The organism is Marinococcus sp. LNHM5E3-2.1, assembly GCF_056034365.1.
This window is the reverse complement of the sequence record NZ_JBQLIB010000008.1, coordinates 105021-124716: the sequence shown is the minus strand read 5'-3', so window position 1 is coordinate 124716 and position 19696 is coordinate 105021. Positions and strand designations below refer to the sequence as shown.

General features: G+C 50.9%; 17 protein-coding genes. 5 read left to right on the top strand and 12 right to left on the bottom strand.

The window, feature by feature from the left end:
* The first annotated feature begins 237 nt into the window (after positions 1 to 237).
* Both ACTRXH_RS10785 and ACTRXH_RS10780 read left to right on the top strand, forming a co-directional pair.
* A complete protein-coding gene (locus ACTRXH_RS10785; RefSeq protein WP_474277924.1) occupies positions 238 to 660 on the top strand; it encodes a MarR family winged helix-turn-helix transcriptional regulator in 423 nt (140 codons plus the stop codon).
* The gene (locus ACTRXH_RS10780) at positions 657 to 1850 is read left to right on the top strand and encodes an MFS transporter (RefSeq protein ID WP_474282110.1); all 1194 of its coding nucleotides are present in this window, start codon (positions 657 to 659) and stop codon (positions 1848 to 1850) included. Before ACTRXH_RS10785 ends, ACTRXH_RS10780 begins: the two co-directional genes overlap by 4 nt.
* 54 nt (positions 1851 to 1904) lie before the next feature.
* Here the strand turns inward: ACTRXH_RS10780 and ACTRXH_RS10775 are convergent, their stop codons facing one another.
* The 9 genes from ACTRXH_RS10775 to iolC all read right to left on the bottom strand — a co-directional run bounded on the left by ACTRXH_RS10775 (position 1905) and on the right by iolC (position 13433).
* Positions 1905 to 3260 (bottom strand): sigma-54 interaction domain-containing protein, encoded by a 1356-nt coding sequence (locus ACTRXH_RS10775; RefSeq protein WP_474282108.1) that lies wholly within the window; start codon positions 3258 to 3260, stop codon positions 1905 to 1907.
* Positions 3261 to 3408: 148 nt separating this feature from the next.
* Complete coding sequence (locus ACTRXH_RS10770; RefSeq protein WP_474282106.1) at positions 3409 to 4323, bottom strand: aldo/keto reductase; 915 nt, start codon at positions 4321 to 4323, stop codon at positions 3409 to 3411.
* Entirely contained in the window at positions 4320 to 5351 is a 1032-nt protein-coding gene (locus tag ACTRXH_RS10765) for a LacI family DNA-binding transcriptional regulator (RefSeq protein ID WP_474282104.1), read from the bottom strand. The genes ACTRXH_RS10770 and ACTRXH_RS10765 overlap by 4 nt, the downstream gene beginning before the upstream one ends.
* Before the next feature lie 188 nt (positions 5352 to 5539).
* Complete coding sequence (gene iolE, locus ACTRXH_RS10760; protein WP_474282102.1) at positions 5540 to 6478, bottom strand: myo-inosose-2 dehydratase; 939 nt, start codon at positions 6476 to 6478, stop codon at positions 5540 to 5542.
* A gap of 47 nt (positions 6479 to 6525) precedes the next feature.
* The gene (gene iolG, locus ACTRXH_RS10755; RefSeq protein ID WP_474282100.1) at positions 6526 to 7566 is read right to left on the bottom strand and encodes an inositol 2-dehydrogenase; all 1041 of its coding nucleotides are present in this window, start codon (positions 7564 to 7566) and stop codon (positions 6526 to 6528) included.
* 82 nt (positions 7567 to 7648) lie between these two features.
* Positions 7649 to 8662, bottom strand: a complete 1014-nt coding sequence (locus ACTRXH_RS10750; RefSeq protein ID WP_474282098.1) for a Gfo/Idh/MocA family protein — start codon at positions 8660 to 8662, stop codon at positions 7649 to 7651.
* A gap of 194 nt (positions 8663 to 8856) precedes the next feature.
* Complete coding sequence (gene iolD / locus ACTRXH_RS10745; protein WP_474282096.1) at positions 8857 to 10776, bottom strand: 3D-(3,5/4)-trihydroxycyclohexane-1,2-dione acylhydrolase (decyclizing); 1920 nt, start codon at positions 10774 to 10776, stop codon at positions 8857 to 8859.
* A 116-nt stretch (positions 10777 to 10892) separates the two neighbouring features.
* Positions 10893 to 12344: a CoA-acylating methylmalonate-semialdehyde dehydrogenase gene (locus ACTRXH_RS10740; RefSeq protein WP_474282094.1), complete on the bottom strand. Its 1452-nt coding sequence runs from the start codon at positions 12342 to 12344 to the stop codon at positions 10893 to 10895.
* 87 nt (positions 12345 to 12431) lie between these two features.
* Positions 12432 to 13433 carry a 5-dehydro-2-deoxygluconokinase gene (gene iolC / locus ACTRXH_RS10735; protein WP_474261381.1) on the bottom strand — a complete coding sequence of 334 codons (1002 nt, stop codon included), beginning with the start codon at positions 13431 to 13433 and terminating at the stop codon, positions 12432 to 12434.
* 258 nt (positions 13434 to 13691) lie between these two features.
* On the opposite strand from iolC, the gene iolG (ACTRXH_RS10730) reads away from it, so the two are divergent.
* The 3 genes from iolG (ACTRXH_RS10730) to ACTRXH_RS10720 all read left to right on the top strand — a co-directional run bounded on the left by iolG (ACTRXH_RS10730) (position 13692) and on the right by ACTRXH_RS10720 (position 15790).
* Positions 13692 to 14717 (top strand): inositol 2-dehydrogenase, encoded by a 1026-nt coding sequence (gene iolG / locus ACTRXH_RS10730; RefSeq protein WP_474282092.1) that lies wholly within the window; start codon positions 13692 to 13694, stop codon positions 14715 to 14717.
* 15 nt (positions 14718 to 14732) lie between these two features.
* Entirely contained in the window at positions 14733 to 15530 is a 798-nt protein-coding gene (iolB, locus tag ACTRXH_RS10725; protein WP_474282089.1) for a 5-deoxy-glucuronate isomerase, read from the top strand.
* A gap of 107 nt (positions 15531 to 15637) precedes the next feature.
* Complete coding sequence (locus ACTRXH_RS10720; RefSeq protein WP_474261377.1) at positions 15638 to 15790, top strand: hypothetical protein; 153 nt, start codon at positions 15638 to 15640, stop codon at positions 15788 to 15790.
* A 20-nt stretch (positions 15791 to 15810) separates the two neighbouring features.
* Here ACTRXH_RS10720 and allB read toward each other — a convergent pair whose 3' ends face one another.
* From allB to allC, 3 genes are read right to left on the bottom strand one after another with little or no spacing between them, the layout of a single operon-like run.
* Entirely contained in the window at positions 15811 to 17145 is a 1335-nt protein-coding gene (allB, locus tag ACTRXH_RS10715; RefSeq protein WP_474282086.1) for an allantoinase AllB, read from the bottom strand.
* A gap of 14 nt (positions 17146 to 17159) precedes the next feature.
* The gene (locus ACTRXH_RS10710) at positions 17160 to 18413 is read right to left on the bottom strand and encodes a pyridoxal-phosphate-dependent aminotransferase family protein (RefSeq protein WP_474282084.1); all 1254 of its coding nucleotides are present in this window, start codon (positions 18411 to 18413) and stop codon (positions 17160 to 17162) included.
* Positions 18414 to 18427: 14 nt separating this feature from the next.
* Complete coding sequence (allC, locus tag ACTRXH_RS10705; RefSeq protein ID WP_474282082.1) at positions 18428 to 19669, bottom strand: allantoate deiminase; 1242 nt, start codon at positions 19667 to 19669, stop codon at positions 18428 to 18430.
* Positions 19670 to 19696: the final 27 nt, after the last annotated feature.

Below are 19696 nucleotides of genomic sequence, written 5' to 3'. Positions count from 1 at the left end.
CAATATTAAATGCAAACTCTGATCGAACTGATTTCCCGGGAAATCATTATTTATTGTCTTATTTATAGTATTTTCTCTTGTTATCACCGGCTGTATTTCCTTGAATTGCAAACGCTTTATTATTTTTTTGCTTTTCGTAATCGGTTCCAGGGTTTACCTTTATCCAAATACTTCGTATACTGGTGAAGCTGCAATTAATTAGCATGCTAATTAAATTCAAAAGGAGCTTTCTTTTTTATGGAATCAGACCAGCTTATTCATATGATTCATCAGCGGTCGCGTACACTTTCGAACACGCTAAACGAAACGCTTGCCCCGTTTGGGCTGTCCCATGCGCAGTATATGATTATGTATGTGCTTGATACCGGCGGTCCGGCCACCCAGACGCATATGCGGAAATATCTGCAGGTGGAAGCACCGACGATTGCCCGTACCATCGCCACGATGGATCGCAATGGGTGGATAGAAAAACGTCCCGGCGCAGACCGGCGTACGCAAGTCATCCACCTTACCGACAGCACGAAAAAAATACTGCCCGAAATTAAAGAACGAGTTGCAGAGGCAGAGAAGCGTTCGCTCGCTCGGCTGTCAGATCAGGACCGGGAAGTTCTGCATGAGCTGCTTGGAAAAATTACGAACGAAAGGAGCGGGAAACAGTGAGCCGTCATGACCATCCCATCTGGACGAAGGATTTTATTAGTATCACGATTACCAATTTCATGGTTTTCACCGTATTCTATTCTCTTTTAACTACACTTCCCCTTTTTGTTACCGGCAGCCTCGGCGGAACCAGTGCCCAGGGCGGGCTCATCGTCACGATTATGCTCGTTGCTACGATCATCACCCGGATATTTGCCGGTAAGATCATGGAAAAAACCGGGCGTAAACGGGCGCTGGTCTGGGGAGCCGCTGCGTTTGTTCTCTGTACTTTTTTATACCTTTTTATCGATACGTATACGGGGCTGCTGCTGCTCCGGTTTGTGCACGGCATTCCTTTTGGCATTTTGAGCACAGCTACCGGCGCTATCGCTGCAGATGTTATCCCAAATGAGCGACGCGGGGAAGGCCTCGGTTATTTCACGACCTCCATGAATGTCGCCGTCGTCATCGGCCCCTTCATCGGACTGACACTGATACAGTTTGCTCCTTTTGCCCTTTTATTTATACTGCTCGGCATATTTATGATCGTTGGAGTCTGGTGCGCAGCCATTGCCCGGGATCCAGGAATTCCTGCCGCACCGCACACTGAAAAAAAGAAGCTATCCATTCATGATTTTATCGAACTGCGGGCGCTTCCAATTGCTTCTATCGGACTGCTTGCTTCTTTTTCCTACGCCGGCGTCATTTCATACATGTCCCTGTTTGCCGAAGCCATGGGTCTGATCCAGGTATCTAGTTTCTTTTTTCTTGTGTTCGCTGTGGTCGTCATTGCTTCCCGTCCGGTGGCAGGTCCGTTATTTGACTCCCAAGGGCCGGGCACTGTTCTGTACCCCTGTCTGCTGATTTTTGCCATCGGCCTCGTAACACTCAGCTTTACCACCGCCGGGTGGATGCTGCTGTTGTCTGCCGCTTTGATCGGCCTTGGCTACGGAACGCTTCTTCCTGGTTTTCAAACGATGTCCATTCAGGCGGCCGAGCCGCACCGAAGCGGGCATGCCACCGCTACATTTTTTATTATGTTTGACTCCGGCATCGCTCTTGGCTCCTTTTTTCTCGGGCTTTTAGTGAATGCTGTCGGCTATCAGTATTTGTATCAAATTACGGCAGGCATTATACTGCTGACGATTGGGGCTTTGTATTTGTATTTCCGGACATCGTCGGTGTATGCCTATGAAGAAAAGAAGGCCTGACCCCTATAATATTACGTATATAAAAAAAGCAGGAGCTCTCCTGCTTTTTTTGTGTTACATATGATGATCACGCATTTTTTTATATAACGTTGTCCGGTGGATGCCAAGCTTTTTGGCAGCTTCTGTCTTATTGCCGTTTGCTTCTTCAAGTGCCTGCTTAATCATGGTCTGCTCCTGGGCCGATTTCTGGTCCTTCCAGTTTGCTGCGTTCGCGCTTTCGGTCCGGGCTGCCTGAGCGGGCTTTGCGGCCTCGCGGGCTTTCACAGAAGAGATGGGAAGGTCTTCCGTACGTATTTTCCCGCCATCGTGCATCGCAGAAAGCTGCTCAATAACATTCATCAATTCCCGGATGTTCCCCGGCCAGTCATACTGTTTCATGGCTTCCATAGCTTTATTTGTTATTTTCAGCGGCTTCACACCCAGCTCAGTGGAAAAATGCGTATTATAGTATTCCACCAGAAGCGGGAGATCTTCGGTCCGCTCGCGGAGCGGCGGGAGGCCTACGGGTACCACATGCAGTCGGTAATACAGGTCCCGGCGGAATTTCCCCTCCTCCACCAGCTGTTCAATATTTTCATTAGTAGCAGAAATGATCTTCATGTTTACCGGAATCGGGGCTGCGTTGCCAATCTTACGTACATACGAATCTTCAAGCACGCGCAAAAGAGCTGCCTGCATCGCCATAGACATATTGCCTACTTCGTCGAGAAACAGTGTGCCTTCATGAGCTGCTTCAAGCAAGCCAACAGCACCCTGCTGGGGCTGCATTGGGACTTCTTTTCCGAATAATTCCTCTTCAAGGTTAGCGTCCGGGATGGAGGCACAGTTCACTGCCACAAATTCTCCTGTTCTGCCGCTTTCCTGATGAATCGCCTGGGCAAACAATTCCTTGCCTGTGCCCGTTTCCCCGGAAAGCCAGACGGGGGTTTTCGTTTTAGCAGCCCGTTTCGCTGTTTGGATCGCCCGGTGAATCTCTTCATTTTCCCCTATGATACGCCGGAAGGAGGCAATGGAGGGCCGGAAGGTAGGGGAAGAAGCCGTTTCAGACGTATGTAGCTCTTTTAACGCTTTTTCCGTCCAGACACCGGTGACTCTCCCTTTTTTGTTAACGACTGCGATTGGCGGATACTGCTGTTCCCATGATTCCGGAATCTGTCCTTCCGTAATCTGGGAAACTTCTAAGATCCATCCGTCCTTAATTTTTTTATCAAGGCTTTTTTCCTTGTAGATGTGATTCCACACTTTTGTTTCATCGAGAACACCTACTGGGCGGCTGTCTTCATCCACTATCACGATTGCGTCTTTTTCTCCGTTCTTCCAAACCTTCAACACGTCAGACACTTCCGTTTTTGACGCCTCGAGCATTTGTGGTTCTACTACGAACTGTTTCCAGTATTCTACCTCTGCCACACTCCCTCATCCTTCCTGTTATGAATTATTACCCCACTATTCCCTCCTGCTTCCCGAAAGAAACAACAGCTTTACTTCAAAGACAATTTTCTAATCTTTACGTAAAAAACGCCCCTCCCTATTCAGGAAAAGGCGTCAGCTGGTTCAGTTAAATAGTGAACAGGGAACTGTCTTTATTATCAAGAAGGTCTACAGCTTTGGCGTTGCTTACCAGCTGCTCCGGCGTTTTGCAGCCGGGGATGACAGCATCCACACTTGAGTTGGCCAGGCACCAGGCAAGGGCCCACTGGGCAAGAGGCACATCATCCGGCAGACTCTCCTTGAGCCGCAGGGCTTCCTGAAGGGCTGCTTCCTGCTCATTTTGTGGATGACGGTGGCGGACATCATTCTCTTCAAAGGAAGCTCCAGGTGTATATTTTCCGCTCAAGTAGCCGCTCGCCATCGGGACTCTGGCGATAACACCGAGATTCTGGCGGTCACATTCCGGAAAAGCATCCTCGGCGTTGTTACGGTCAAGACGATTGTACACGAGCTGTATCGTTTCTGCACCGACAGCTTCTGCCTGCCTGATCTGACTCATGTAGTCCTGTTTTTTCACGGAAAGGCCAAGATGACGGATCTTGCCTGCTTTTTTCTGTTTATCGAGCATCGTCCACAGCTTATCATCCTGAAACTCTTCGTCTGTGCCCGAATGAAACTGGTAAAGATCAATGTAATCTGTCCGGAGCGCCCGGAGGGAGGCTTCGAGCTGCTTTTGCACATCCTCCGGATCATAGTGCCGGGTCCGGTCATTCGGCCCATGAAAATGATGGCCGAATTTGGAGGCTACAAACCACTGGTCGCGGTCCTTTTGAATGGCTGTGCCGGTGAGTTCTTCCGCAAGATGGTCCCCATAGCATTCAGCGGTATCAATAAAATTAAGGTTTTCCGTTCTTGCTGCTTCAAACAGACCGTCGACTTCTTTCTGAGTAAAGGTTTTCCCCCATTCACCGCCGAATTGATATGTTCCAATACCTACGGCAGAAACCTCTTCGTTTGTTTTTCCAAGCGTGTTGTATTTCATGAGCTCTTAACATCCCTTTCTGCTTCTTTTATGCCTGCGGTCGTCTTACGCACTTGCAGCTCCGGATTTAAAATAACGGTTCGCGTCGTTTCGTTTTTGCCGCCGATCCGGTCCACAAGCATCTGGGTCACCAGCCGCCCCATTTCAAGGATGGGCTGCGCTACTGTAGTCAGTGGCGGATCACTCAGCGTAGCAATAAATGTATCATCAAAGCCGACAACCGACAAATCCTCGGGCACCCGGCGTCCTGCTTCTTTGCCTGCCTGAATACAGCCGATCGCCAAAAAGTCATTCAAAGCAAAAACTGCGGTAATATCCGGCTTCTCCTGCAGAATCTGGCGCATGGATTGTTTAGCATCGTCAATCGAATTATTGCCTTTTACAATCACTGCTTCCTCCCGGTTTACCCCGTGCTCGTCGTACGCTTCGTAAAAGCCCTTCAGCCGCTCTGTATCACTCGAATTATTCATCTCGCCTACAACAAAAGCAATCCGGGAATGTCCTGCTTCGAGCAGATGCTTCGTAGCCGCGTATCCGCCCCGGTAATCATCAACGAGCACCGTGTCTACGTTAATCTCGGAAGCATCTCTCGCCACGAGCGCGAGGGGAATGTTCTGTTTCATAAAATCCTGCAGCGCTTTCGTGTTTTGTATGCCTGTTCCCAAAATAATACCGTCCACTCTTTTTTGATTCAGCCACCACAAATATTGAATTTCTTTTTCTGGATTATTGTCGGTATTGCATATAACAACATTGAACCCGCCGGCATGCCCTGTATCTTCCACGCTTCTCGCAAGCTCGGCAAAAAAGGAGTTGGCAATATCAGGAACCAGCAGACCGATCGTATTCGTCTGCTTTCCTGTCAGGGCAGAAGCCACCGTGCTCGGTTGATAATCAAGCTCATCCATAATAGCGAGCACCCGCTGTTTGGTTTTCTCCCCTATTTTTCCTTTGTTGTTAATCACCTTTGACACTGTAGCGATCGAAACTTCGGCCCGCTCAGCGATGTCGTAAATTGTCGGTCTCATTTTATCTTCCTCATTTTTGTCGTTTCGTTTATTATAAATCCTCCGTTCCTTCCTATCCACCGGGAGAGCCTTTTCTTTTAAGCTTTCTGGCCCAGGAGAAAACAAAATTCACTGCGAACCTCCGGAAGTGCAGGCTCCCTGAAGCAGAAAAAAGCATTTCGATATTCACTCGAAATGCCTTCGTTCGTTTATCTGCCGGCTTTTTCCCCGTATTTTTCCAGGATCCTGTCCATCGTTTCATCCAGATGATCCTTCGCCATTTTCGCATATTTATACGGCGGGGCAACGTCTGGATCCTGTTCTGCTTCTACTACTGTCCATCCCCGGTAGCCCCGTTTCATCAGCTCTTCAAGGACAGGCGCAAAATCGATGCAGCCGTCGCCGGGAACGGTGAACAGGCCTTCGAGTACAGCTTCCCGGAACGTCAGGTTTTCTTTAATCGTCCTGTTCCAAATGTCTTCCCTTACGTCCTTGTAGTGTACGTACTTAATGCGGTCGTAGTAGCGCGTCAGCTGATCCATCGGGTCGTAGTTGCCGAAAAAGGCATGTCCGGTATCATACAGCAGCGATACAGCATCCTTGTCGGTTTCTGCCATCAGGCGGTCTACGTCCTCGCGTTGTTCTACAATCGTGCCGGCATGCGGATGATACACGAGCTCGAGTCCGTATTTTTCCGCGATGCGCCCGGCTTCGTTCAAGCCGTCCACCATGCTTTTCCACTGTGCTTCTGACGGTGCTGTAATTTTTGCTTTGTCAGGATCATCTTTATCCCAGTGCATCGAGTTGCCCATTTCACACACAATTACGTATTCGCAGTCCATGTCTTTCAAAAACCGGACCCATTCTTCGAAATCGCGGACTTCCTGCTCCTTATGCTGCAGATTGGAAAACTGCGTGCCGACGAATTTACTGGCAAGCGTAATATCGTGCGCTTCGAGAATTGCTTTTAATTCGTCAAGGTTACGTGGAAAGGTGCGACCCATTTCCGTCGCTTCGTACCCGATTTCCCGCATCTCTCCTAAAATCTGATCCAGTGAATAGTGGTCTCCCAGCCCCGGAATATCATCATTCACCCAGCTGATAGCTGCAATTCCGAGATGGAACTCGTAGTTCCCAAGCCCCGCCATATGCTGCACCCCTTTTCTTATCATTTCGTTATATTTTCCATGTCTATTTAGTCGGTATAAACTTTATCCTGGTGAACATCCTTCATATAAATGCGTTCTCCGTTGTGTTTAAATGATTCGGTGGCCGCAAGCGCTACCTGCATATTAATTTTGGAATCCAGTGAAGTGACCCTTGGCTCTTCAACTCCTTTGACGCATTTAATAAATTGTTCGAGCTCGAGAATATACGCTTCCCGGAACCGTGTCTGGAAATTTGGCACAATCTCGTGGTTGCTTCCCGAGCTGCTTTGCACTGTCACATCGCTGTTGCGGAGCGAACCGACAAAGATCGCTCCTTCGGTGCCGATAATCTCTGCCCGAATGTCATGGCCGTACGGAGACGTTCTGCTGGCTTCTACATCCCCGGCTCCTCCGTTTTCAAATTCCAAATACGTAATCGCCTGATCGACATCTCCGTATTCTTCCATGAAGGAATTGATAAGAATGCGGCCGTGGCCGGAAACTGAAGAAATTTCCGAGCCCATTAAATACCGGGCCATATCGTAGTCATGAATGGAGCAGTCCAGAAATATGCCGCCGCTGTTTTTAATGAAAGAGGCAGGCGGTGAGCCGCTGTCTCTGGAGAAGCCTTTAAAATAAATCGGTTTGCCGATTTCTCCGGCTTCAATACGCTCCTTGGCATCATGAAAACCAGGGTCGTACCTTCTCATGAAGCCGACCTGGCAGACAACGCCGGTCTCTTCAACGACTTTGATCACCTCTTCGGCTTCTGCCACCGTGGAGGTCAGCGGCTTTTCCACAAAGATCTGCTTGCCGCTGCGGGCGGCTTTTGTAATCATGTCAGCGTGCGTACTGGTCGGCGTTACAATCACTACCGCGTCCACTTCCTGATCGGCAAACACTTCTTCAGGGTCAGACGTCCAGCGTTCCACCCCAAGCTGTTCAGCCACCATTTCGGCATGCTCGGCAAGTGGATCACACACCAGTATCAGCTCGGCTCCTTTTACTTTGTTCATCATGTTGCTTGCATGAAACAATCCCAGCCGTCCGAGTCCGAGCACCGCTACTCTTATATCGTTCTGTGCCATTTGCGCACCTCCTGTGTTTTTCCTGTCCGCCTGACTTAGCTGCTCTTCTTTATGGCCTCTGGCCACTCCTTTTCTCTTTACCTTAAGAAATTACTTTATTTAACCGGTCGGCAATATTTATTTCTTTACCGGTTTTAGCACTTTCATAAATGCTTGTTAACAGGAAGGTTGATTTGTACGCTTCCTCTGCATTTACCGGCGGTTCTGTACCGTTGACCAGAGCATCAATGAACAGCCGGTTTTCTTCTTCATATCCCCATTTTTTACTGACAGGCATAAGGTGGTAATCCGAGGAATCAATCTCCCCTTCAAGGCCGCAGGCAATTTTCACCGTTTCGAGTTCAGCGGTTGACGCCGTACTGTATTTGCCGTAAATTTCAATCGCTTCAAACGGGAAGCTCCATCCGGAATGGGCGAAGGTGTTGAACGTCATGACCAGGCCGGATTCAAAGGTTAAAAGAATCGCAAAGTTATCAAGCTCGCTGTCTGACACGGCCTGTGTTGCTTCGCATTTCACTTTCTTTATTTCCCCGAAATAATAGCGGCAGAGATCCATCAAATGAAACGGCGTTTCATATAAAAAGCCTCCAGTCTTCGTTGGATCTGAAGTCCAGGCAGGATGCAGCAGCTCTCCCCGGTTCATTTTGAAATGGGCGGAGTACGCATCCAGCTGCCCCGAATCCATGTAGCTTTTAATTTTTTTATACACATAGGCATACCGGCGGTTCATGCCAAGATTGTAGCAGCCTTTAGACTCCCGGGCGGCATCGCGTATCTGTTTTGCTTCTTCCTCCGAGGTGGCCATTGGCTTTTCGCTGAAGACGTTTACATTATTCTTCAAACAATGAAGAACCGGACTGACATGCATCGTGTTTGGCGTGGTGACGTAGACCGTGTCCACACCAAGTGCAATCAGCTCCTCGATGGAGCCCGCTGTTTGAACTTCCGGGCCTGCTTCTGCGGCCAGCTCCTTCGCCTTTTCTTCAAAAATATCAGCAATTCCAACGATTTCGACCCGTTCATCCTGCTTTAAAAGAGCAGCATGCACTGCAGCGATGTGCCCCGCTCCCAGTATTCCAACCTTTACTTTATCCACGACCTAGAACCTCCTGCACTGTTTTTTATAGTTATTATAATTGTTTTTGAGTAAGCGCTTAACTTATGTTTATACTATCGTTTCCTTTCAGGTAATTCAAGGGGTAAACGGAAAAAATGTAAGCGATTTATCAAAAAGATAATTTCCAGTTAAAAAAAGCGTCCAAAGCCGGGGCTATGAACGCGTTTAACCATTTAATATTTCCGGGCATGCTGCAGCTGCTTTTCTTTTTCTTCAAAGGACTCCCGTACGCTTTCACGCTCAGAAACCTCTGAAACTCCGACGTGCCACCAGGATTCATAATCCCCGGTCATCGTCTTCGGCAGCACCTTTACATCAATCAGCGTAGACTCCGTCTGCTTTTTCGCGTCAGCGATAGCTTCTTTCAACCCTTGCTCTGTCGTGACCCGGTACGTTTTCAGGCCGTAGCCTTCAGCTACTTTCGCATAGTCAATGTGCATCACACTGCCGCACATTTCATCCTTTGCTTCATCACGATGGCGAAACTCTGTGCCAATGCTCTGCATACCGTTGCCCATCTGCAGATTATTAATGCAGCCGTAGCCGGAATTGTCGAACAGCATCACGTTAATTTTTTTGTTTTCCTGGACGCTTGTAATCATTTCCGAATGCAGCATCAAAAAGCTGCCGTCCCCGACCATGGCGTATACTTCCTTGTCGGGCTCTGCGAGCTTGGCCCCGAACGCCCCGGAAATTTCATAGCCCATGCAGGAATAGCCGTATTCCATGTTGTACCGGTATTTCTGGCTAGACTCCCAAAGGCGCTGCATGTCGCCAGGCAGACTTCCGGCCGCTCCGACGGCTACAGCGTCTTCATCGATTTCCCGGTTCACAATACCAAGTGCTGTCGTCTGCGCCAGATCCGTGCCAAGCACTTTACGGTACTCCTGCAGCTCCTCATCAAGATGACCGGCGATTTCCGGCGTAAATCCTTCTTCTGTGTAGCGGACAGAATAAAGCCTCTCTTTTTCCCTGGCCCAGGCCGCCTTTGCCTCTTCAGTCTCTTTTTGAAATTCAGACGTATAGTCCCCGGTTTCGTTTACCAGCGCGTCAATTACGGCCTGCGCATCCCCGATCAGCGGAGCAGCATCCATTTTCACCCCGTGAAATTCTGACACGTTAATCGAAATAAATTCGACATTTTCATCCCGGAACAGCTGCTTCGAGGAGGTGGTAAAGTCGGCCAGGCGGGTACCTACTGCAATAATAACGTCCGCCTTCGGAGCAAGCGTATTCGCTGCCAGGTTACCGGTTACACCAAGACCTCCGACATTCCACTCATGCGTACTTTCCACCGCGCTTTTTCCGGCCTGCGTTTCTGCAATCGGCACGTTCCAAGCCTCGGCCATTTTTTTCAGGCTTTCTCCTGCTTCGGAATAACGCACGCCTCCGCCGCAAATGATGAACGGACGCTTTTTGCTCCGGATTAAAGCTGCTGCTTCCTTCACCGAACGTTCATCCGGCACTTTTCTCGAAACACGGTGAACACGTTTCTGGAAAAACGATTCCGGAAAATCGTACGCTTCCCCTTGGACGTCCTGGGGCACGGACACGGTAACAGCGCCGGTTTCTGCCGGATTTGTTAATACACGCATCGCCTGTATTAAGGAGCTCATCAGCTGTTCGGGTCTTGTTATACGGTCCCAGAACTTACTTACCGGACGGAACGCATCGTTAGTGGAAAGCGTTAAGTCGTGAGGCTGCTCCACCTGCTGCAGCACCGGGTCCGGCTGGCGGCTTGCGAAGATGTCTCCCGGAAAAAGAAGCAGCGGCACGTTGTTTACTGTCGCCACACTTGCCGCTGTCACCATGTTGGCAGAGCCAGGTCCGACTGAAGACGTGCAGGCGATGATGCGTTTACGATTGTTCTGTTTAGCATACGATATAGCCGCATGCCCCATCCCCTGCTCGTTTTTTCCCTGGTACACCCGGAGCCGCTTCGCTTCAGAAAGAGCCTGGCCGAGGCCAAGAACGTTACCGTGGCCGAAAATCGTAAACATTCCATCTACAAACGGAATTTCCTCGCCGTCCCATTCAATATACTGCTGCTCCAAAAAACGTACGATTGCCTGTGCTGTCGTTAATACGGGCATAAAAATCCCCTTCCTGTTGTCGTTTTATAGAAGAAAAAACTGCCTTCTCCTCTCTCAGAATAGAAAGGAAAGAGAAGACAGTCCGGGTGTTGTGCTATTGGGCTGAAGCTATACGTTTACCAGCGGGCGGTGACCATTTTCTTGCGGGTGTAGAACTCCACGCCGTCCTTGCCGTTCGCATGCAGGTCGCCGTAGAAGGAATCCTTCCAGCCGGAAAATGGGAAGAACGCCATCGGCGCCGGCACGCCCACGTTGATGCCGAGCATCCCGGAATCGATGTTCTCCCGGAATTCCCGGACGCTGTGGCCGGAGCTCGTAAACAGGCACGCCCCGTTCGCGAAGCGGGACTCGTTCGCCCATTCGATGCCGGCGGTCAGGTCCGGCACGCGCACGATGGACAGCACCGGCGCAAAAATTTCATCCTGCCAGATCGTCATCGTCTGCTGTACATGGTCAAAGATCGTCGGGCCGATAAAGTAGCCCTCGTTGGCGACCTCATCCTGGCGGCCGTCGCGCACGAGCGTCGCGCCTTCTTCCACACCTTTGTCAATGTAAGCCTTCGTTTTCTCGAGATGCCCTTCGCGGATCACCGGCCCGAGGAACACGTCCTTTTCGCGGCCGTTGCCGATGGTCACATCATCCGCGTACGCCTGGATTTTTTCGACCAGCTGGTCGGCGACGCTTTCCTGCACCGCGACCACGGAGGCGGCCATGCACCGTTCCCCGGCGGAGCCGAAGGCGGCGTTCAGAATCTGCCACGCGGCGTTATCGAGGTCCGCGTCCTCCATGACAAGGGTATGGTTTTTGGCGCCGGCGAGCGCCTGCACGCGTTTGCCGTGGGCCGTGCCGTTTTTATACACGTATTCGGCCACCGGCTGCGAGCCGACAAAGGAAATCGCCGGTACATCATCGTGCTCGAGCAGGCCGTTCACGACGTCATGCGCGCCGTGGACCACCGAAAGCACGCCCTTCGGAAGCCCGGCTTCCTCAAACAGCTCGGCAAGCCGGTTCGCCAGCATCGGCGTCCGCTCGGACGGCTTCATCACGAACGTGTTGCCGCAGGCGATCGCCAGCGGGAACATCCAGCACGGCACCATCATCGGGAAGTTGAACGGGGTGATCCCGCCGACCACGCCGATCGGATAGCGGTACATGCCGGACTCAATGTTGGTGGCAATGTCCGGCAGCTGGTCACCCATCATCAGCGTCGGCGCCCCGGCGGCGAATTCCACGCACTCAATGCCGCGCTGCACTTCGCCTTTGGCTTCCTTCAGGTTTTTGCCGTTTTCGAGCGTAATGATCTCGGCAAGCTCGTCCCAGTGTTCGATGAGCTGCTGCTGGTAGGCAAACAGGATACGGGCCCGCTGCGGTACCGGCTTTTTCGACCAGTCCCGGTACGCCGCCTTCGATGCCTTTACGGCCTCGTCCACTTCCTCCTTCGAGGAGAGCGGCACGTGGGCGATTACCTCACTGGTGGCCGGATTGTACACCTTGTCGGTCGCCGACCGGGACTCCACCCATTCGCCGCCGATAAAATTCTTTAAGGTCGTTACTGCTTGTTCCTGCATATTCTTCATCGTCCTTTCTATATAAACAAATTATAGAATTGCTTTTTGAAGTACTTTCACATGATTATACCGGAGCATTCTGTCCTCTTAGGACTTTATGGTACCTTTTCTCACACTTTCATCAATGAATTCCTGTACTTCTTCCGCATTCGGCATCGCTTCGGAGCAGCTGTGCCGGGAAATGACAATGGCTGCAGACGCACCGCCAAAATCCATTGCCCGGTCGACTTCCCACCCCTGCATCAGACCGTAAACAAAGGAGGAAGCGTAGGCGTCTCCTGCCCCGAATGTTTTCAGCACTTCAGTTTCGAAGGTTTTCCCGGTGAAATAGTCCCCGTCCTTTGTGTAGGCAAACGAGCCTTCGGCTCCGTGCTTAATCAGCACAATCTCCGCCGAGTGATTAAACCACTTCGCAGCAGTTTTATCATCGCTTCCATCCATTTCTGACTCCATGTTTTCCATCATATTGAATTCGTCTCTTGTTCCAATAATCAGATGGCTTTTTTCAGCCAGCAGGTTGTAGTACGTGGCGGTTTCTTCCTTTGATTTCCATGTCGCCGGACGAAAGTCAATATCAAAGAGCACCTTCGTCCCGTGTTTATGCGCATATTCTGCCGCCAGAAAGACCGCTTCGCGGGAAGGGCTCGCAGCAAGCGCCGTGCCCGAAAACATTACCGCGGATGTATTTTTAATGTATTCCTCGGAAATTTCGAGCGGACTGATTTTCAAGTCCGCTACGTTGTCTCTGTACAGAAGTATACTGCAGTCTTCCGGACTGATAATTTCCGTAAAGGCCAGACCAGTCACCGCCCCCGTATCGTCTGTTTTTATATTTTCCGTATTGATATTATTTTCTTCAAAGTAGCCGCGGATAAAATTACCCATCTGGTCATCTGCTATCTTGCCGATAAAGCCGGTGCTGAGACCGAGTCTCGATGCCCCAATCGTAATATTTGCCGGAGAGCCTCCCACATATTTCGTAAACGTCCGCGTTTCTTCCATCGGACGGTTGATTTCATTCGCGTTCATATCAATCGTCAGCCGGCCCATGCCAACCAGATCCCTTGAACGGTTTTTTGGAAATTCCATTAAAACATAACCACCCTTCGTTATTTTAATCGATTTATGGTTAAGCGCTTTCCTCTTCTATACGTTTGATTCTAAAGAAAGCGCATTCAGATGTAAAGTATTTTTTTGATTTTTCTTTAATTTCTATATTAAAGGTGAACGCTGCTGCATGTTTTCTGAAAAATCTCATTCTTTGATTGATGTAAGCGATTCATTAATGTATAATTCACATTAAAGTTAAGCGCTTTCTTCAAAATACATTTTATGGAGGTTCTGCATATGGTTAATATAGGTGTTATCGGCGCCGGGCGCATCGGCCGGCTGCATATAGAAAACCTTCATTATCTTCCGGCCACTGCTCTCCGGGCTGTCGCAGATATAAACACCTCTGCTCTTGAAACAATCGAGCAGGCCTTTTCTCCGCAGTATGTTACGTCTAACGCTGAAGATATTCTTCACGATCCCGAAATTGATGCCGTCTTCATCTGCGCTGCCACCTCGGAGCATATCTCTCTCATTGATAAGGCCATTCAAAACAAGAAACATGTTTTCTGTGAAAAGCCAATCAGCTTTGATATTGAAGAATCCCGCCGGGTCGTCAAGTCGGCTAAGGAAGCGGGCCTTGTTTTTCAGCTCGGCTTCAACCGCCGCTTTGATCCTTCCTTTCAGCAGGTGCGGAAGATGCGGATTAACGGCCAGATCGGCACCCCCGAGATGCTTCAGATCGTCTCACGCGATCCTTCCCCCCCTCCCATGGAATACGTGGCGAAATCCGGAGGACTGTTCGTGGACATGACCATTCACGACTTTGATATGGCCCGCTATATTATGGGAGAAAATATCGCAGCGATTTCTGTGCACGGCGGTGCGCTGACCGATAAGCGGTTCAATGATTACGACGACATTGACACGGCTGTTATTTCTTTAACATTCGAAAGCGGGGCGGTCGGTGTGATTGAAAACAGCCGGCGGGCGGTCTACGGCTACGATCAGCGTCTCGAGCTGTTTGGCTCCAACGGGGCAGCCACAGTGCCGAACCAGCCAATCCATCAGGTGGAGTGGTGGCAGGACGATTTTATTAAATCGGAAAAGCCGGTGCATTTCTTCCTCGAACGTTATCAAACAGCGTTTCAGCGCGAAATTGCAATGTTCGCTGAATCCGTGCAGTTCAACACCACGGCTGTCTGCACCGGCGATGACGGCATTGCCGCCCAGACGGCTGCACTGGCTGCAGCAAAAGCATGGAAAGAGAAGAAAACCGTATATGTTGCTGATGTGGAATCCGAAACAATTGAAACCTCTTAGAAAGGATGTTTATGTATGCCAAACTTAGTTGTAAAACCAGACACCAACGCACAAAAAATTCACGATGTTACCCCGGAGAGCGCCGGATGGAGTTATGTCGGCTTCCAGGTGTACCGTGTGCAGGAGGGCGAAAGCATTCAGGCTGACACCGAGGATAACGAAGCATGCCTCGTGCTGTTAAGCGGCAAAGCAGACATACAGACCAGCAATGAATCCTTTGAAAACCTCGGCAAGCGCATGAGTGTTTTCGAAAAAATTCCGCCGTATTCAGTATACGTTCCGGCCAAAGACCGCTTCGAGGTCAAGGCGACTACAGATATTGAACTCGCCGTCTGTAAGGCACCGGCAACCGGAAAGTACAACGCCCGCCTGATCGGTCCGGATGATGTAGGAACAGAAGACCGCGGCTCCGGCTCCATGTCCCGGAGAGTGCATAATATCCTCCCGGATTCCGAAGAAGCCGAGAGCGTGCTCGTAGTGGAGGTTTATACACCGGAAGGAAACTGGTCGAGCTATCCGCCGCACAAGCACGATACCGAAAATCTTCCGCACGAGTCCTATCTTGAAGAAACGTACTTTCATAAAGTGGACCCGGAGAAAGGCGGATTTTTGATTCACCGCGTTTACGACGATCCGAGAGATCTTGATGAAACGATGGTCGTAAACAGCAACGATGTCGTGATGGTACCTAAAGGCTACCATCCGGTGGCAGCTCCTGCAGGCTACCAGGCTTATTATTTAAATGTCATGGCCGGGCCGGTACGCCAGTGGAAGTTCCATAATGATCCGGATCACGAATGGCTGCTGAAATAAATCATTTCCGCCTTCAGGCCTTCAAATGAAATTCATTTGGAGGCTTATTTTTGTGCAAATAAGGATATATACTATACAACAAGAAGTTCACGGAAAGGAGTGTCCATATGGCTTTTCAAAAGATCGCACGTACGATTCTAAAGGCGAACCGGGTGACTGGTGATGTAAAGGCAGCCAAAAACGGATCTCTGGGTAAACGCCTCGCGCGCCGCTCTGCCAACCGTACAGCACGTAAATTCATTAACCGCCTTCTGCGCTGAAAAAAGTGGCTGCCGGAGCATTATTCCTGCAGCCACCTTCCTTGTCTGTTTGTAAATGTATCAGTTTTTCCGTTATAAATTTCTGTGCCCCTCTGCCAGACTGAATGAATCCGGTGTGGAAAACGATGCCCTTCAAACAAACTGTGCTTATGACGCATGTGCATCGTTCCGCGCGTCACTGTCGTTTCTTCGTGGATGTCGATCAGCACGATGTCTGCATCCTTCCCTTCTTCCAGGCTCCCCTTTTGATGCAGCCCAAAACGGTACGCCGGATGCTCTGCAGTCCAAGCTGCTGCTTTTTCCCATGGCAGGCCGTGCTTCGCTGTGAGCTCGAGTACACTCAACAGCGTGTATGGACCGCCCGAAATACCTCCCCACGCCTGCCACAGCCCGCCTCCTTTCAACTCTTCCGGACACGGTGAATGATCGGAGGTCACCATATCTATATCCCCCTGCTTCCATCTGGATACAAGCTCCTGCTGTACCGGGGCCTCCCGTAATGGCGGCGCGCATTTTGCTTCAGCTCCGCGCATTCGCAGTGCTTCGTGGTCAAACATCAGATAATGGGCGCAGGTTTCGAGCGTAACATCCTGTCCGGCTGCTTTTGCGCGCTGAATCACCTGGACCGCCTCAGCAGAGCTGATATGTACAAAGTGCAGCGGACAGCCTGTCTGCTTCGCAAAAACGAGGGCGCGCTGCACCGCTTCGAGCTCTGCTTCCACCGGCCTGGAAGCCAAATAATCATCCGCTTCCGTGCGCCCCTGCTCCTCGAGCTGCCGGCTGAGCGTATTCACTACCGGTGCGCTTTCTGCATGAAGACCGAGCATTCCTCCGTGTTCGGCAATTGCCTGCATCCCCCGGAACAGCGTTTCATCATCCGCCCGTTCAAATTCCGGGTTGCCGCTCGGCGACATAAAGGCTTTGAACACACGTATGCCCCGCGCCGCCATAGCCGGAATATGTTCTACTCCCCCGGGCACGAGGCCACCCCAAAGCCCAAAGTCCAGGACGGATTTCTGCCGGCCAAGCGCTGCTTTTTCTTCGGCATTTTCCGTGGTGATCGTAGAAGGAATACCGTTTAACGGCATATCCATATATGTAGTGATGCCGCCCGCTGCAAGCATCCGGGAGCCTGTTTCGAAGCCTTCCCAGTCCCGGCCGGGCTCGCTGAAATGAACGTGAACATCTACCGCTCCCGGCATGACGAGCATTCCATCAGCGTCTACTACGCTTTGCGCTTTGGTTTCATCAGAAACGCCAAAGGCTGCTATTTTTCCGTCTGAGACTGCCACCGTAGTTACTTCTGTACCGGCTGGGCGGACAACGGTTCCATTTTTAATCAGCAGATCATACATTTTTATGTGTCCTCCTATACTTCAGCCGTAGCTTTTGTATCTTTTTTCTGCATATAAAAGGACAGGGCTGCCTGCTGGGCAGTGCCGGGATTCACCTGGGCCCCGGCGTATAAAAGCACTGATTCGAGCGCTCCGAGCACAGCCAGCACGTTTTCCTTCCGGCAGCTGTAGCCCATGGAGCCAATGCGCCAGATTTTTCCATGCAGTGGTCCGAAGGACGACGCGATTTCAATCCCGAACTGTTCAAGCAGCATTTTGCGGACCTCATCTGCGTCAATGCCCTCCGGGACATTAATGCAGGTGACGACCGGCAGCTTCTGTTCGCCTTCAACAAACAGCGACAGGCCCATTGCCTTTAAACCGGCTGTCAGCGCTTCTTCGTGGTAGCGGTGCCGGGCAAAGCGGGATTCGAGCCCTTCGTTGACGATCAGTCTTGAGCCTTCATGAAGCGCATAAACCATCGACGTCGCTTCGGTATGATGATTCAGGCGCCGCGGGCCCCAGTAGTCCTGCAGCTGGCTGAGATCAAAGTAATTACTCCGGATCATCGGTGCTTCCGGCTGCTTATCTGCCTCTGTCGCAATCCCCCGTTCCACTTTTTTCCGCGCCTGAAAGCGGCGCTCGAGGCGTTCATTGTACGTAAGCGGAGCCATTCCGGACGGAACGCTGAAGCATTTCTGCGTCCCGCCGATGACCGCATCCAGACACCATTCATCTGTTTTGACCGGGACACCGCCAATTGTAGCCACCGCATCCACTACAATGTAGATCCCGCGTGCCCGGCAGGCGTGGCCGATTTCTTTAAGCGGCTGAATGCAGCCGGTCGACGTTTCGCCGTGCACCATCGCAACAATATCCGGCTTCACACAGTCCATTTTCTCGATGACTTCTTCTGGGGAAAAGACCGAGCCCCATTCCTTTTCGAGCGTGTGGATCTCTGCGCCGTACCGTTCGGCGATCTCAGTTAAAAGATACCCAAACCGACCGTAAATCGGCACGAGTACCCGGTCCCCCGGGTGAATCGCACTCGCAAGCACCGCTTCAATACCCGAACGGGAGGTGCCGTCCACCGGAAAGGCCCATTCATTTTCAGTTTGAAAGATGCGGCGAAGAAGCTCCATCGTTTCATTCATAATATTCGTAAAGGCTGGGTCAAACTGTCCGACTACCGGCGTGCTCATGGCACGGAGCACCCGGGGATCCGCCTCCACCGGACCCGGTGTCATGATCGTGCGGAGCGGCGGCTGGATTTCCTGGTGATAGCCCATATTTACTCTCCTTTCTAATACGCTAAACGAAACAGTGTTTCTTCAAGCACTTTTACTCCCTGCTCCAAATCGCTGGATTTGGTATATTCCTTCGGGGAATGGCTCACACCGGCTTCGCTTGGCACAAACAACAGTGCAGTCGGATAATAGCTGCCCATGACCTGGGCGTCGTGCCCGGCTCCGCTGATCATCAGCTGCGATGAAATATGCAGGCTTTCAGCAGCTTTGTGCATCGTTTCATATACGTCTCTGCTCATTGGCACCGGCTCTACTTCCATCCAGCAATTTGAAGAAACGCTCATGTCGCACTGTTCAGCCTGAGCAGCGTACAGATTTTCGAGCTCCTGCTCGAATTCTTCGAGCAGTGCTTTGCTGTGATGACGGACATCCAGGCTGAAAACGACCTTAGACGCGATGACGTTTGGTACGTTTGGCGCAATTTCCATTTTGCCCACCGTGGCTACCAGGCTTTCATCCTTTTGCCTGGCCATGGCGGTAATATTTGTAATCAGTTCACTTGCTAATACCACCGCATCCTTGCGTTCCGGCATGGGAGTGGTTCCGGCATGATTGCTTTCCCCTTCGACAGTAACGTGGTACCTGCGCTGTCCGACAATATCTGACACCACTCCAACAGAAGCATCCGTCTTTTTCAATGTACCTCCCTGCTCCACATGAAGCTCAATGAAGGAGTCAATGTCTTCACGCCTGAGCGGAAGCGAGGCCGGAGCTTCAAATTCACATGCCCGCATCGCCTGGCCAATAGAGATACCGTCTGTATCCTTCAGGGTCTCTGTTTCACCCTCAGACAGCCTTCCGGTAATATGGCCCGAGCCCCAGAACGTGACCGGAAAACGACTTCCTTCCTCCTCACAGAACGATACGATTTCAATGCTCTGCTTCGGCCGCCCGTAAGTCTGCTTCAGCCTTTCTACGGCAAGCATTGCAGCAGCCACGCCGTACGCGCCGTCATATATGCCGCCGTTTACGACGGAATCAATGTGGGAGCCGGTCATAACGACCTTATCTGTTTTTTCTGTCCCTTCAAGGCGTCCGAATACATTTCCGACGGCATCATACCGGGCTTCAAGACCCATTGCCCCCATTTTCATCTTTACTGCTTCCTGGGCCTGCTGCCACGATTCATCGTATAAAAGCCTCGTCACACCGCCGTCTTCTGTTTTTCCAAAGCCGGCTAGCCACTCCAGCAGCTGATCAATTTGATCCTGAATTATGTTTGAAGAATGAACAGCCATACGGTCCCTCCTTTGCCTGGCTTTTAG

Coding starts and splice junctions, on each gene's coding strand:
- allB (WP_474282086.1), bottom strand. CDS start 17,145: ATGTATGATCTGCTGATTAAAAATGGAACCGTTGTCCGCCCAGCCGGT.
- ACTRXH_RS10720 (WP_474261377.1), top strand. CDS start 15,638: ATGGCTTTTCAAAAGATCGCACGTACGATTCTAAAGGCGAACCGGGTG.
- ACTRXH_RS10770 (WP_474282106.1), bottom strand. CDS start 4,323: ATGAAATACAACACGCTTGGAAAAACAAACGAAGAGGTTTCTGCCGTA.
- iolB (WP_474282089.1), top strand. CDS start 14,733: ATGCCAAACTTAGTTGTAAAACCAGACACCAACGCACAAAAAATTCAC.
- iolC (WP_474261381.1), bottom strand. CDS start 13,433: ATGGAATTTCCAAAAAACCGTTCAAGGGATCTGGTTGGCATGGGCCGG.
- ACTRXH_RS10765 (WP_474282104.1), bottom strand. CDS start 5,351: ATGAGACCGACAATTTACGACATCGCTGAGCGGGCCGAAGTTTCGATC.
- ACTRXH_RS10785 (WP_474277924.1), top strand. CDS start 238: ATGGAATCAGACCAGCTTATTCATATGATTCATCAGCGGTCGCGTACA.
- iolE (WP_474282102.1), bottom strand. CDS start 6,478: ATGGCGGGGCTTGGGAACTACGAGTTCCATCTCGGAATTGCAGCTATC.
- ACTRXH_RS10740 (WP_474282094.1), bottom strand. CDS start 12,344: ATGCAGGAACAAGCAGTAACGACCTTAAAGAATTTTATCGGCGGCGAA.
- allC (WP_474282082.1), bottom strand. CDS start 19,669: ATGGCTGTTCATTCTTCAAACATAATTCAGGATCAAATTGATCAGCTG.
- iolG (WP_474282100.1), bottom strand. CDS start 7,566: ATGGCACAGAACGATATAAGAGTAGCGGTGCTCGGACTCGGACGGCTG.
- ACTRXH_RS10710 (WP_474282084.1), bottom strand. CDS start 18,413: ATGGGCTATCACCAGGAAATCCAGCCGCCGCTCCGCACGATCATGACA.
- iolD (WP_474282096.1), bottom strand. CDS start 10,776: ATGCCCGTATTAACGACAGCACAGGCAATCGTACGTTTTTTGGAGCAG.
- iolG (WP_474282092.1), top strand. CDS start 13,692: ATGGTTAATATAGGTGTTATCGGCGCCGGGCGCATCGGCCGGCTGCAT.